The sequence below is a fragment of the Legionella feeleii genome, assembly GCF_001467625.1.
Classification (GTDB): domain Bacteria; phylum Pseudomonadota; class Gammaproteobacteria; order Legionellales; family Legionellaceae; genus Tatlockia; species Tatlockia feeleii.
Window position 1 is genome coordinate 39,082 of sequence record NZ_LNYB01000028.1, and the last position, 13,862, is coordinate 52,943.

Consider the following 13,862-nt stretch of genomic DNA (forward strand, 5'->3'; position numbering starts at 1 on the left):
GGTTAGGAAGAGAGTTGGGAACTTTACGTGCCCCTTATTGATCAAAGGAGCAGGCCATGAACTTTGTCCCGGGAAAGGAGTAGAATAAGCAAGCAGTAAAGACTAGTCGAAGCGTTTTCTACGCCTCATCAGGCATAGTAACGTTTAATTCCAGCACGGAATTATCACCCATACGTTCTAAATTCACACTGACTTGATCCCTGTTGATACGAATATATTTGGCAATGACTGCCAGAATTTCTTCTTGCAGTTTAGGCAAATAATCGGGTGTACTTCGCTGAGAGCGCTCATGTGAAATGATAATTTGCAGGCGCTCTTTAGCGACTGAAGCAGTACTGTTACGTTTTCTCAGATAGTTAAATAGGCTCATGCTGGTACGTCCTCCTTGTTTTTACCGAACAAGCGTCGCAATAGGCCTTTGCGCTCACTTTGAACAAAACGCATAGGTCTGTTTTCCCCCAGAAAGCGTGCTATTGCATCCTGGTAGGCAAGGCCAGCGTCACTGGCTTCATCAAGAATAACCGGTGTGCCCGTATTAGAGGCTTTAAGGACAGCTTTTGATTCAGGAATAACACCCATGAGAGGAATCGCGAGAATCTCTTTAACGTCTTCAACAGATAACATATCACCTTTTTCGACACGCTCGGGATCATAGCGAGTCAACAACAAATGTTCCTGAATCGGCGTGCTATTTTCAACGGCACGCTTGGTTTTACTGGCTAGAATACCCAAAATCCGATCGGAGTCACGTACCGATGATACTTCAGGATTTGTCACAACGATGGCATGATCAGCAAAATACATTGCCATATGGGCGCCTGTTTCGATACCAGCTGGTGAATCACAAATGATATAATCAAATTCATTGGCCAAATCGTTTAAAACTTTTTCAACACCTTCCAGTGTTAATGCGTCTTTATCGCGAGTTTGTGATGCTGGCAGAATAGATAAATGAGGTAGGCGCTTATCTTTTATCAATGCCTGGTTCAGACTTGCTTCTCCATTAATAACATTAATAAAATCATAGACAACTCGGCGTTCGCAGCCCATGATAATATCGAGATTTCTCAAGCCTATATCAAAATCGATAACAACTGTTTTATGGCCTCGCATGGCAAGACCGGAAGACAAAGCTGCGGAAGTAGTCGTTTTACCTACACCACCTTTACCTGATGTGACAACAATAATTTTAGCCAACGCTGAACCCTTCCTGTTAGTCGACCAGTTAAATAATTTAGCCCAGTTTACACGTTATTGATTGTTCAGTTCAAGCTCAATCATGGCTTAGAGAAAATTAATTTATACAAACAGTCGGGACAGGTTTTATAGTGCATTGTTCAAGACAAGAGAACTTCGATTTCATCCTTGTTTATAAAGGAAATTTAGTTATGGGTAAGAGATTTGTATCAATCATGTACAAGAGAATGATGGCTGCTTTTCATTAATCAGACAAGGCAGCCATTCTTAATCTTTTAAGCCGTTCAAACAGATACGCTGGAATCAGCTATTAATACCAACCATTAGAGCCACAACAAGTTGATGTATATTCACAAGGGCAACTGGTTGTACAGCTGAAAGTCCCGCATCCACAGCCAGATAGTAAAGCAAATGAGCCGACCACCGCTACTATGATTAACATTTTTTTCATGATGCATCCTTGCTAGTTTGGATATAAGTAAGTATAAGCACTGTTTTTATATTTAACAAATTGGTCTTTTTGTTGATATGTGGAGTGGTTTGGCCCATTATTTTATGGGCAGTTATTTATCATTTTCCAGAATGCTTGTATAATATCCGGTTAATTTAATTGTTGGAGTGTGGTATGTCTCTTTCTATTGCGCAACAAGCACTGACTTTCGATGATGTATTATTGATTCCCGCCCACTCAACAGTTCTGCCAAAAGAGGTTGCACTCAAAACCTTCCTCACCCGCGAAATCGAATTAAATATCCCTTTAATATCAGCCGCTATGGATACGGTGACGGAAGCCCGATTGGCGATTGCTATTGCCCAAGAAGGGGGGATAGGCATTATTCACAAAAATATGAGTATCGCTGATCAAGCCGAGGAAGTACGAAAAGTAAAGAAATTTGAAAGCGGGATGGTCAAGGATCCAGTCTCTGTCACACCTTCAGTGACGGTTGGTGAGTTGCTAGAGGTAATGACCAAGCATAATTTTTCCGGCGTTCCTGTTGTAGAGGGTGATTTATTGGTTGGCATTGTCACCTCCAGAGATATTCGATTTGAAACTAACTTGGGTTTACCGGTATCGGCCGTCATGACTCCACGCGAGCGTTTAGTCACAGTGAAAGAGGGGGCTGGACGCGAGGAAGTACGTAGTCTGTTGCACAAACACCGAATTGAGAAATTACTGGTTGTCAATGATGCGTTTAATTTACGTGGTCTGATTACTGTAAAAGATATTCAAAAAGCGAAAGAGAATCCTTTTGCTTGTAAAGATAGTTCCGAACAATTGCGGGTAGGGGCTGCAGTGGGTGTTGGTGAGGGGACCGATGAGCGGGTGGCTGCCTTGGTTGACGCTGGTGTTGATGTTCTTATTGTTGATACAGCCCATGGTCATTCCCAAGGTGTTTTAAATCGTGTGAAATGGATAAAGAAACATTTTCCCCAGGTTCAGGTCATTGGTGGAAATATCGCTACTGCCTCCGCTGCTCTTGATTTAGTTGCTGCTGGTGTGGATGCAGTTAAAGTGGGTATTGGCCCCGGGTCCATATGTACTACCCGGATTGTTACAGGAGTTGGTGTCCCACAAATTACTGCTATAGCGAATGTTGCAGCAGGACTTAAAGGTAAAGTGCCTCTTATAGCAGACGGTGGTATCCGCTTTTCCGGTGATATCTGTAAAGCGTTAGCAGCCGGTGCTTATACTGTCATGTTGGGAGGAATGTTTGCTGGTACGGAAGAATCTCCTGGCGAGATTGAGCTTTATCAGGGACGTACTTATAAAAATTATCGTGGCATGGGATCTATCGGAGCTATGGCACAGGCACAGGGATCAAGTGATCGTTATTTCCAGGACACTAGCCAAGGTGCTGAAAAATTGGTACCTGAAGGTATTGAAGGCCGCGTTGCTTATAAAGGCCCTGTACAAACCATTATTCATCAAATGATCGGTGGCTTGCGTTCATGCATGGGGTATACAGGTTGTAATACAATTGCTGAGTTGCATGAAAAGGCTGAATTTGTTCAAGTGACCAATGCGGGTATGCGTGAGTCACATGTACATGATGTAAGTATTACTAAACAGGCACCTAATTATCAGGTTGATAATTGATTATGATGAAAAATATAAAAAAGCGTCCGCTTATTATTCTTGATTTTGGTTCTCAGTATACGCAGTTGATAGCACGACGTGTGCGCGAAATAGGGGTGTATTGTGAAATTCATCCTTTTGATGTTGAAAAGAATGCGCTGGAGGCTTTGGAGCCTTGCGGTATTATTCTTTCTGGCGGTCCCTCTACAGTGACTCTTCATACGAACCCGCGTGCATCTGACTGGTTATTTACATCCGGGGTACCCTTGTTAGGTATTTGTTACGGCATGCAAACAATGGCAGTGCAACTGGGTGGCGAAGTGCAATCTTCGACTATTCGTGAATTTGGTTATGCTGAATTGCGCCTGCATGGGCATAGCCAATTATTGGATAATATTGAAGATCGAGCGACATCAGAAGGTGATGCTTTGTTGGATGTGTGGATGAGTCATGGGGACAAGGTGACGGCTCTTCCTCCTGGTTTTAAAGTTATTTGTGAAACACGGAATGCACCAATTGCTGGTATGGCGAATGAAGAAAAGCATTGGTATGGTTTGCAATTTCATCCTGAAGTGACTCACACTTTACAGGGCTTGCGTATTTTGCAGCGTTTTGTAGTCGATATTTGTAAGGCTGAAACCAATTGGACCGCTGATAATATTATTGAGCAAGCCATAACGACTGTTCGGCAGCAAGTTGGTGATCAGCACGTTTTATTAGGGCTTTCCGGCGGAGTGGATTCATCGGTAGTTGCTGCTTTATTGCATCGCGCTATCGGTAAGCAATTAGTCTGTGTTTTTGTTGATACCGGCTTGCTACGATTAAATGAAGCAGAGCAAGTTATGGCTATGTTTGGCCAACATATGGGAATACGGGTTATTGCTGTCAATGCAGAAAAAAGATTTTTAAAAGCCTTAGAGGGAGTTGATTGTCCTGAGAAAAAGCGAAAAATTATTGGACATACTTTTATTGAGGTTTTTGATGAAGAGGCACAACGCATACCTGAAGTGAAGTGGTTAGCTCAAGGCACTATTTATCCTGATGTTATCGAATCAGCTGCCACAAAAACGAATGGTGCAGCTGTCGTGATTAAGTCTCATCATAATGTGGGTGGGTTACCAGAAACGTTAAATTTACAGCTATTGGAACCGATCCGCGAATTGTTTAAAGACGAAGTACGCAAAATTGGGTTGGAATTGGGTTTACCCTACGAAATGGTTTACCGCCACCCGTTTCCTGGACCAGGGCTTGGCGTTCGGATTTTAGGTCAAGTTAAAAAAGAGTATGCGGATATTTTACGCCAGGCGGATGCTATTTACCTTGAAGAGTTGCATGCTGCTGATTTATACCACAAAGTTAGCCAAGCTTTCGCCGTTTTTTTACCAGTGAAAAGCGTTGGTGTAATGGGTGATGGTCGTCGCTATGATTATGTGATTTGTTTGCGCGCTGTTGAAACCATTGATTTCATGACTGCGCACTGGGCCCAATTGCCTTGGGATTTTCTAGCGCAGGTATCCAACCGTATTATCAATGAAGTTGTTGGTGTGTCACGTGTTACTTATGACATTTCTGGTAAACCACCCGCGACGATTGAATGGGAATAAATGATGCATTTTGGATGGCGCAGGCTTATGAGTTTGCGCTTAAAGCCAAAGAGCAGGGTGAGGTCCCTGTCGGAGCAGTTTTAGTTGCTGACGATAATGTTACTTTGTTAGGACAAGGATGGAATCAGGTCATTCAAACGAATGATCCTTGCGCCCATGCCGAGTTAATCGCTATCCGGGCCGCAGCAACTCGTCTTCATAACTACAGACTCTTAAACACGACGCTCTATGTTACCCTGGAACCTTGTTCGATGTGTGCTGGTGCTTTGATTCATGCCCGTATTGCGCGTCTGGTCTTTGCCACGCGTGATTTTAAGGCCGGCGCAGCAGGTTCCGTTTATAATTTATTACAAGGGTACCCACTGAATCATCAGGTGCAAATTGATGAAGGGATAATGCAACAGCCTTGTGCTACGCTATTGGCTGATTTTTTCAAAAACCGTCGTTAGTTAGAGCCGTAATCAGTATTTGTTTAAGTAAGTCCTTTTCTTCCTTATTCAAGGGATGGCCTCTCTCAGTGGATATAAAGAACATATCTTCTGCTCGTTCACCCGCAGTAGCAATTTTTGCATTGTGCAAATAAATACGTAGTTTTAGGAATACGCGACTGATATTGGCTAATAAACCAGGCCGATCAGCGGTGACTAAGAATAAACGGGTGTGTTGATGTTGATTATCTTCACTAAAGGTAATTTGTGGTTTTAGGTTAAAATGGGCTTGTGTGCGTGAAATCCTGCGGTGCGAGATAGTAGGTAGTTGGGTTTTATCAGCTAATTGACTCATTAATGCTTGTTGAATATCGGCAGTTCTGCGTTCATCGAAAAAAGCTTGATGATGTTCATCAAGAATAATGTAAGTATCGAGATCGTAATTATTTTCGCAGGTTAAAATAGCCGCTTCCTGAATCGTTGCATAATGATTGCTTAGTACGGTTGTCGTGATAGTAAATCGTTCATCCCGGTGTGGCATATAGATGAATACTTCCGTTCCACCTTCGCTATGATGCGGCATAATAAGTACAAGAGGAAATTGCTGGCAGTTAAGAATAGCGGCAGTGTGTCTGGCGATAACCTCAGGTGGTTCATGGAGAAAATACCTGCCTTTAAAATGTGACCATAATTCTTCAATTGCAGCCGATGAGACAGCTTCGCTTAGCAAAATAGCAAGCGCTTCTTGTTTGCGTTGGTTGATAAGAACAGTTTCATCCAGCTGGGTTTGCTCCTGTTGCATGGCTTGATGGGCTGCCCAGTATAATTCCCGTAATAAGGAGTCTTTCCAGGCATTCCACAGTGTCTGGTTAGTGGCGCAGATATCGGCTACAGTGAGTAGATAGAGGTAGTCAAGATAATCTGCCTTGGGGAGGCAACTACAAAACTGACGAATGGTTTTGGGATCATAAATATCCTGCCGTTGCGCTGTTTGCGACATTAATAAATGATTGCGTACCAACCAAACCAGTAAGTCTCTATCTTCCTCACATAATTTATGGCGTAGAGCAAATTGCTGCGCTTCTTCGGCTCCTAGTTCGGAGTGATCACCGCCACGTCCTTTAGCAATATCATGAAAGAGGGCAGATAAATATAAAATACCACGTTTCTTAATCGTAGCCATTAATTGTGCGGCTAAAGGAAATTGTTTGTTATAGTCGATTTTCAGAAAACGAGCTAAATTTCGAATTACGAAAAGTGTATGTTGATCAACAGTATAGATGTGGAATAAATCATATTGCATCTGTCCAGTTACTGCAGCAAAACAATCCAGATAATGGCCCAGGATCCCATATCGGTTCATGTGATGTAAGGCTTCATAAGGATTTTGTGCCGTATTGAAAATGGCAAGAAAACATTGCGTCGCCGCTTTGGAAGAGCGAAATTGTTTATTCATTAAATAAAGATGTTGGCGAATTAGTCGAATAGTGCTTGCTCGAACACCCTCAATGTCAGGGCGTTTGGCCATCCATAAGAATAATTCAAGTAAGGCTTGGGGTTTTTGGGCAAAGACTTTGGGGTGCCTTACTTCAATATAATTGTTTGAGAGCTGAAAAGCGCTGTCTAAACGAGTAATTAGTTGTTTTTGATGATGGACAATTGCTTCAGAAAACCATTGTACCAACATTTCATTAAGCTCACGGTTACGCTTTATAATTTTGAAATAGGCTTTCATAAATTGTTCAATGGCTAATGAGCTTGTATTGTCCTTGAAGCCAAAAAGTGTTGCTAATTTAACTTGATAATCAAATAGTAAGCGCTCTTCTCGCTTCTCAGCCAACATATGCAAAGCGAAGCGGACCCGCCATAAAAAATGTTGGCAGTAGATTAGTTCTTCATATTCTTTATCGGTAATAAAACCACTACTAATCCCATCTGCCAATTTCTTAATGCCAAAATGGCGTTTGCCAATACTTAATAAAGTATGTAAATCACGTAAGCCACCAGAACCATATTTGACATTGGGCTCCAGGTTATAGGCAGTTTCACCGTATTTCGCATAACGCTGTTGCTGCTCTTGTTGTTTGGCAAAAAAGTAATCGTGGCTCGACCACATATGCAGAGGATGGGTTTGATAGAGCAATTCTTCCATCAATGCACCACGGCCGCAAATTAAATACATATCAAGAATACTGGATATTACACTTAAATCTTTACTGGCTAGCTCAGCACAAGCTGCGACAGTAGTTATTTGATGGCTAATATCCAAACCAACATCCCAGCAATCCTGAATGAACGCCTGGGCACGTTGTGAATGTGTTTTGGTAATTTTTTCAGTGTGAAGCAACAGGAAATCAACATCAGAATACAGTTGTAACTCTCGACGTCCATAACTGCCTAAAGCCAAAAGACAAAATTTATTACCCAGGTGCAGGTGATTTTTTTGGAAAAGTGTACAAAGAACTTTATCAATAAAGGTGACTAATTTACGGGTGATGGTACTAATACTTCCTTTTTGGCAAAATTCCTCACACAGTTCATCCTTGAGCTGTTTGATGGATTGTTTTAAAACGCGATTATCGTTCTTCATTACGTAAAGTGAGAATTTCAACCCCGTCGTCAGTAACTAGCAAGGTATGCTCCCATTGGGCAGATAAGCTGTGATCTTTGGTAACCACAGTCCAGTTATCAGGTAGCAATCGAGTATGATGTTTTCCAATATTGACCATCGGTTCAATAGTAAATGTCATTCCAGGGCGTAACATTTCGCCAGTTCCTGGCGTACCATAGTGGAGAACTTGTGGATCTTCATGAAAAATACGCCCAATACCATGCCCACAGTATTCACGAACGACTGAGCAGCGATTTTTTTCAGCGTGTTGTTGAATCGCATGGCCAATGTCACCTAAACGCACGCCGGGTTTTACCATGTTAATTCCAATAAACAGGCATTCATGAGCAACAGCAACGACATGCTTGGCTTTGACAGAGGGATTACCAATAAAAAACATTTTACTGGTGTCACCGTGATAACCATCTTTAATCACTGTGATATCGATATTGATAATATCACCGTCTTTTAGAGCCTTTTTGCCTGGGATGCCATGACAGACCACATGGTTAATTGAAGTGCAAATTGATTTTGGAAAACCATTATAATTCAATGGTGCAGGAATGGCTTTCTGCTCATTGACAATATAATCATGACAGATTGAGTTGAGTTCATCTGTAGTAATTCCTTCTTGCACGTGGGGCCCTATCATTTCCAATACTTCACCTGCCAGTTTGCCAGCTACGCGCATTTTCTCAATTTCTTCAGGGGTCTTAATTGTTACTGCCATTGTTTAATCCACAAAAAATTTAATAGTAGCATAAGCTTATCTTTATCAACACTCACTGCAGCGAATTTCGAAAGAGGCCTATTTAATTATAAAGGGAAAATTAAGATTGGCGATCCCTTTTTCTGGGAATGAATGGATTAACCATTTTGAACAGAAACGGATTCACAACAATAGAAATAAAGGCACCGACAAGAATCAGGTCTTTAGCCTGCTGTGAAAGGATTCCCAGTTTGTAACCCAGTTCAGCAAGAATAAATGAAAATTCACCAATTTGGGCGAGACTTACCGAAATGGTAAGAGCCGTATAAAAAGGATAACGAAACAAAATAACAATGAGAAATGCTGCAATCGATTTCCCTAAAATGATTATCAAGGCAGTTATAAGCACCAGAAAAGGGTGTTCAACTAAAATGTCAGGGCGCAATAACATACCTACTGACACAAAGAACAAGACAGCAAAAGCATCGCGTAGAGGGAGTGTTTCCTGGGCTGCGCGATGACTTAAGGTGGATTCACCGAGAAACATACCGGCAAAAAAAGCACCTAGGGCAAAAGAAACGCCGAATAATTTAGCTGCCGCAAAGGCAACAACCAAGGCTACAGAAAGCACCGCCAGGCGAAATAGTTCGTTTGACCCTTTACTGGCAACGCTATAGAGCAAACGAGGGATATAGCGCTGACCAAAAATTAACATAAGAACAATAAAGCTGGCTGCTTTGAGTAGCGTTATCAAAAAGGCCATTGCTATTTCGTGGTTAAAGTAAGATGACGGGCTTGCACCTGTCTCATAACTGGATAGCGCAGCCATCGGCGGGATAAACACAAGGATAATTACAACTGCCAGGTCTTCAACAATTAACCAACCGACGGCTATGCGGCCATAAATTGTTTTCAGCAAATCCCATTCTTCTAAAGCACGCAATAACACCACAGTACTTGCAACTGATAAGGCAAGACCAAACACGAATCCTGCTACGAGCGGCCATCCCAGGAGGCAAGAAAATGCAGTTCCTAATAACGTTGCAATGACCATTTGTACAATGGCGCCAGGAATAGCGATTTTTTTGACAGATTGGAGATCCTTGACAGAAAAATGAAGTCCAACTCCAAACATCAGGAGGATAACGCCAATTTCAGCGAGCTCCGAAGCAAGCGCATAATTTGCAGTATAGCCGGGAGTTGATGGACCAATAGCAACACCAGCCAGAAGATAACCAACAATAGGAGAGATGCGTAAACGATAAGCCACATAACCAAATAAAAAAGCTAAACCAAAACCAGAGACTAAGATCGTAATGAGAGGGATATGAGAATCAAGCATAGTTTTTCCACCATACAACTGAATAAGCAATATAAAATAAACCCCCGCTATGCGGGGGTATATCAACTTAGTGACAAGCTTTAAAAAGTTGTTTGCGTTTTTCCATTTGTTGTTTCAATAATGATTGAAATTGGTTTTTTTGTTCAACAGTAAGGACATTATACATTTGGTTTCTGGCTTTAATTTTAGTTTTTATTCCCTTACCGAGAAGCTCCATTTTTTTATCAACCAAACTATCCAGTTGGGCTTCATCGACCTGGCCAGACTGAATGAGTGCATTGATTTGTCCACGAACATCGTCTAGTTGAGCCCAGGTATCTTTCGTATCTGATTTGAGTTGAGCTTTGATTGCTTTTATTTTCGCTTGTTGATCCGCATTAAGATTCAAAGCCTTAAGAATTTGCCCCATGCCGCCAACACAGCAATTACATCCTTGTGTTACTTGTGTTGAAGTGGAGGCCACTAAGGTTTGAGCCGCAAATAATGAAAAGGCGAGCGTTATTGCAGTGAATATTCTTTTAGTCATGATACTATCCTTAGTTAATTTTTTTTGAGTTACAGCAAGCAGTATAGACGTAGCCAATTATTTTTGCGTGTTTCTCGCTAAAATTAATTATTAAATAAAGTCAATTACATTTGCTGATAACCCCTGCTTGTGGTATAAATATGGCGCTTTTAACGACACACACGTTTCGTCACATACGGTTGGGTCCCACAAAAGGGTACCGTATGGGGGGCGTGGAGGCATAACCCTGGAGATTTATTAATGAATGTTAGTATGCGTGAATTACTCGAAGCGGGCGCTCACTTTGGGCATAGAACCCGTTTTTGGAACCCTAAAATGGCGGAGTTCATTTTTGGTTCGCGAAACAAGATCCATATCATCAACCTGGAAAAAACGCTGCCAATGCTGAATGATGTTACCAACTATGTTGGTCGTTTAGCTTCTAATAAAGCGAAAATTCTGTTTGTGGGCACTAAAAGAGCAGCTCAAGACAGTATTCGTGAGCATGCAAAGCGCTGTGGCATGCCCTATGTTGATCACCGTTGGTTAGGTGGTATGTTGACTAACTACAAAACAGTTCGTCAATCTATTTTCCGCTTGAAAGAGTTGAAAGAAATGCGTGATAAAGGCATCTTTGAATCAATGATCAAGAAAGAAGCCTTGATGCTAACTAGAGAGCTTGAAAAATTAGAGCGTGGTTTAGGCGGTATCGAAGATATGGGTGGATTGCCTGACGCATTGTTTGTTGTTGACGTTGGTTTTGAGCACATTGCTGTTGAAGAAGCTCGACGTTTAAAAATTCCTGTTATCGGTATTGTTGATACTAATAACTCCCCTGATAACATCGATTACGTTATTCCTGGTAATGATGATTCTATGCGAGCAGTTGATATCTATGTTCGTTGTATTGCAGATGCCATCCTCGATGCTAAGCGTGGTAACACAGTTGGTGGTGTGCCATCCGATGCTGAGTTTGTGGAGATTGCTGTTGCTGATAAAGAATCAGACAAAGCGGATGAGTAATTAATTTTGAATATAAAGGGGGGCGTTGCGTCGTTAACGTGCCCCCTTTTTGCTATGTGGAGGATTGAAATATGTCGATTAGTGCTGCATTAGTTATGCAATTACGTGAGCGTACTGGCGCTGGAATGATGGAATGCAAGAAATTCTTGATTGCTACTAACGGTGATATTGAGCTGGCAATTTCTGAAATGCGTAAAGCTGGACAGGCTAAAGCTGATAAGAAAGCAGATAGAGTTGCTGCAGAAGGGGTTATCGTTGTTGCTCGGGCAGCTGACGGCCGCTCTGCTGTTATGTTAGAAATTAATAGCGAAACTGACTTCGTAGCCCGTGATGAGAATTTCACTGGGTTTGCTGGTAAAGTTGCGGAAACAGCATTAAGCAGCGCAGCCAACGACATGACTGCTTTAGCAAATGAAACCTTAATCGGTGCTAGTAATACAGTTGAACAAGCACGACAAGAACTCGTAGCTAAAATCGGTGAGAATATCAAGTTGCGTCGCATGGAGAGAATGCAGTGTGATGGCGTTATTGGTTTCTACCTCCATGGTACTCGCATTGGTGTTATGGTCGCTCTTAAAAATGGTGATGAAGCGCTTGCAAAAGATATTGCCATGCATATTGCTGCCAGCCGTCCACTGGTAGTTAATCGTGATCAGGTTCCTGCAGAAGCGATCGAAAATGAGCGTGATATTTTCACAGCACAAGCACGCGAGAGTGGTAAGCCGCAAGACATCATTGACAAAATGATCGAAGGACGTATCAACAAGTTTATTGATGAAGTCAGTCTCTTAGGTCAGCCTTTTGTGAAAGATCCCAACAAGAAAGTGGGGCAATTGCTAAAAGAAAAAAATGCTGAAGTAATCTCTTTCATCCGCTTCGAAGTAGGTGAGGGTATAGAGAAGAAAGAAGATAATTTCGTAGAAGAAGTAATGGCTCAGGTTCGTGATTAATTATGAATGGTAATCAGCATCCGCAATTAAAATATAAACGCATTTTACTTAAGTACAGTGGTGAAGCGTTAATGGGACAAGCCCAATTTGGTATTGACCCGTCTGTTCTGGATCGTATCGCCAATGAAGTGGCTGAACTTATTCACATGGGTGTTGAAGTCGGCTTGGTAATTGGCGGTGGCAATTTATTTCGTGGTAAAGCCTTGTCTGAGGCTGGATTAGGCCGAGTTACCGGCGATCATATGGGTATGCTTGCCACTGTCATGAACGCCTTGGCCTTGAGGGATGCGTTGGAGCGTATTGATTTACCAGCGCGGATAATGTCGGCAATTCCTATGATGGGAATGGTTGACCCTTACCACCGCCGTAAAGCAATTACCCACTTACGCAATGGGCATGTCGTTATTTTTGCTGCGGGTACTGGAAATCCGTTTTTTACGACTGATTCTGCTGCCTGTTTACGTGCCATTGAAGTTGGAGCGGATGTCGTGTTAAAAGCGACAAAGGTAGACGGTATTTATTCGGATGATCCGATTAAAAATCCTCTGGCGACCCGTTATGATTACTTAACCTACAAAAAAGTATTGAGTGACGGATTACAGGTAATGGATTCCACTGCCATTTGCTTATGCCAGGATCACGGTATGCCTTTACAAGTATTTAACCTGACGGCTCCAAATGCGCTAAAGAAAATCGTCCTTGGTGAACGTGTTGGTACTATAGTAGGAGCAAACCATGATCAATGATATTAAACAAGACGCTGAAAAGCGGATGAAAAAAACCGTTGAGACTTTGCAACATGATTTGACTAAGATTCGGACTGGTCGTGCTAACGCCGGCTTATTGGATCATGTACAAGTCGATTACTACGGTACACTAACTCCTTTGAATCAAGTAGCGAATATTACGAGTAGTGATTCCCGGACTTTATTGGTAACACCTTGGGAAAAAGCGATGGTCGCAGCCATTGAAAAAGCGATTTTGACCTCTGATTTAGGCTTAAACCCAGCAACAGCAGGTAGTGCGATCCGCGTACCGATGCCTCCTTTGACTGAGGAGCGTCGTAAAGAATTGATTCGTGTTGTCAGAGCTGAGGGTGAGCAAGGTCGGGTAGCGATTCGTAATATACGCCGTGATGCAAATACCCACCTTAAAGAGCTTGTCAAAGAGAAAGAAATTTCTGAAGATGATGAGCGTCGAGCCGGAGAAATTATTCAGAAGCTCACTGATAAATACATCGCTGATGTTGACGCAGCACTTGTTGAAAAAGAAAAAGATTTAATGGAAATTTAATACATTTCTACTATCTTGGCGCTTATGCCTTGATTTTCTGCGCTTCGCTGCGATGCTCGAAAATCAAGGCATAAGCACTCAATCTAGCGAAATGTCGGTACTCTTATCTTGGCACTTATGCTT

Annotated in this window: 13 protein-coding genes; 7 read left to right on the forward strand and 6 right to left on the reverse strand. The window is 42.1% G+C overall.

Going from position 1 to position 13,862, the window contains the following annotated elements:
- Positions 1-118: 118 nt before the first annotated feature.
- Together minE and minD are read right to left on the reverse strand one after the other, a co-directional pair.
- A complete protein-coding gene (minE, locus tag Lfee_RS04780; RefSeq protein WP_058444417.1) occupies positions 119-370 on the reverse strand; it encodes a cell division topological specificity factor MinE in 252 nt (83 codons plus the stop codon).
- Positions 367-1,197, reverse strand: coding sequence for a septum site-determining protein MinD (minD, locus tag Lfee_RS04785; protein ID WP_058444419.1), 831 nt, complete (start codon positions 1,195-1,197; stop codon positions 367-369). The genes minE and minD overlap by 4 nt, the downstream gene beginning before the upstream one ends.
- 625 nt (positions 1,198-1,822) lie before the next feature.
- Between minD and guaB the strand changes: the two genes are divergently transcribed.
- From guaB to tadA, 3 genes are read left to right on the forward strand one after another with little or no spacing between them, the layout of a single operon-like run.
- Positions 1,823-3,295: an IMP dehydrogenase gene (gene guaB, locus Lfee_RS04790; protein WP_058444421.1), complete on the forward strand. Its 1,473-nt coding sequence runs from the start codon at positions 1,823-1,825 to the stop codon at positions 3,293-3,295.
- Positions 3,296-3,300: 5 nt separating this feature from the next.
- Positions 3,301-4,878 (forward strand): glutamine-hydrolyzing GMP synthase, encoded by a 1,578-nt coding sequence (gene guaA, locus Lfee_RS04795; protein WP_058444493.1) that lies wholly within the window; start codon positions 3,301-3,303, stop codon positions 4,876-4,878.
- Positions 4,869-5,327 carry a tRNA adenosine(34) deaminase TadA gene (gene tadA / locus Lfee_RS04800; RefSeq protein ID WP_238584863.1) on the forward strand — a complete coding sequence of 153 codons (459 nt, stop codon included), beginning with the start codon at positions 4,869-4,871 and terminating at the stop codon, positions 5,325-5,327. Before guaA ends, tadA begins: the two co-directional genes overlap by 10 nt.
- On the opposite strand, the gene glnD is transcribed toward tadA, so the two are convergent.
- The 4 genes from glnD to Lfee_RS04820 form a co-directional block, all read right to left on the reverse strand.
- The gene (gene glnD / locus Lfee_RS04805) at positions 5,311-7,896 is read right to left on the reverse strand and encodes a [protein-PII] uridylyltransferase (RefSeq protein WP_058444423.1); all 2,586 of its coding nucleotides are present in this window, start codon (positions 7,894-7,896) and stop codon (positions 5,311-5,313) included. The genes tadA and glnD overlap by 17 nt on opposite strands.
- Positions 7,883-8,647, reverse strand: coding sequence for a type I methionyl aminopeptidase (gene map / locus Lfee_RS04810; protein WP_058444424.1), 765 nt, complete (start codon positions 8,645-8,647; stop codon positions 7,883-7,885). Before map ends, glnD begins: the two co-directional genes overlap by 14 nt.
- A 100-nt stretch (positions 8,648-8,747) precedes the next feature.
- Positions 8,748-9,968: a cation:proton antiporter domain-containing protein gene (locus tag Lfee_RS04815; RefSeq protein WP_058444426.1), complete on the reverse strand. Its 1,221-nt coding sequence runs from the start codon at positions 9,966-9,968 to the stop codon at positions 8,748-8,750.
- Positions 9,969-10,035: 67 nt separating this feature from the next.
- On the reverse strand, positions 10,036-10,494 hold the full coding sequence (locus tag Lfee_RS04820) for a Spy/CpxP family protein refolding chaperone (RefSeq protein ID WP_058444428.1): 459 nt from the start codon (positions 10,492-10,494) through the stop codon (positions 10,036-10,038).
- A gap of 240 nt (positions 10,495-10,734) precedes the next feature.
- On the opposite strand from Lfee_RS04820, the gene rpsB reads away from it, so the two are divergent.
- The 4 genes from rpsB (at position 10,735) to frr (ending at position 13,739) form a co-directional block, all read left to right on the forward strand.
- On the forward strand, positions 10,735-11,496 hold the full coding sequence (gene rpsB, locus Lfee_RS04825) for a 30S ribosomal protein S2 (RefSeq protein ID WP_058444430.1): 762 nt from the start codon (positions 10,735-10,737) through the stop codon (positions 11,494-11,496).
- A 71-nt stretch (positions 11,497-11,567) separates the two neighbouring features.
- Entirely contained in the window at positions 11,568-12,446 is an 879-nt protein-coding gene (gene tsf / locus Lfee_RS04830) for a translation elongation factor Ts (protein WP_058444432.1), read from the forward strand.
- A gap of 2 nt (positions 12,447-12,448) precedes the next feature.
- Positions 12,449-13,192: a UMP kinase gene (gene pyrH / locus Lfee_RS04835; protein WP_058444440.1), complete on the forward strand. Its 744-nt coding sequence runs from the start codon at positions 12,449-12,451 to the stop codon at positions 13,190-13,192.
- Positions 13,182-13,739, forward strand: a complete 558-nt coding sequence (gene frr, locus Lfee_RS04840) for a ribosome recycling factor (protein ID WP_058444442.1) — start codon at positions 13,182-13,184, stop codon at positions 13,737-13,739. Before pyrH ends, frr begins: the two co-directional genes overlap by 11 nt.
- Positions 13,740-13,862: the final 123 nt, after the last annotated feature.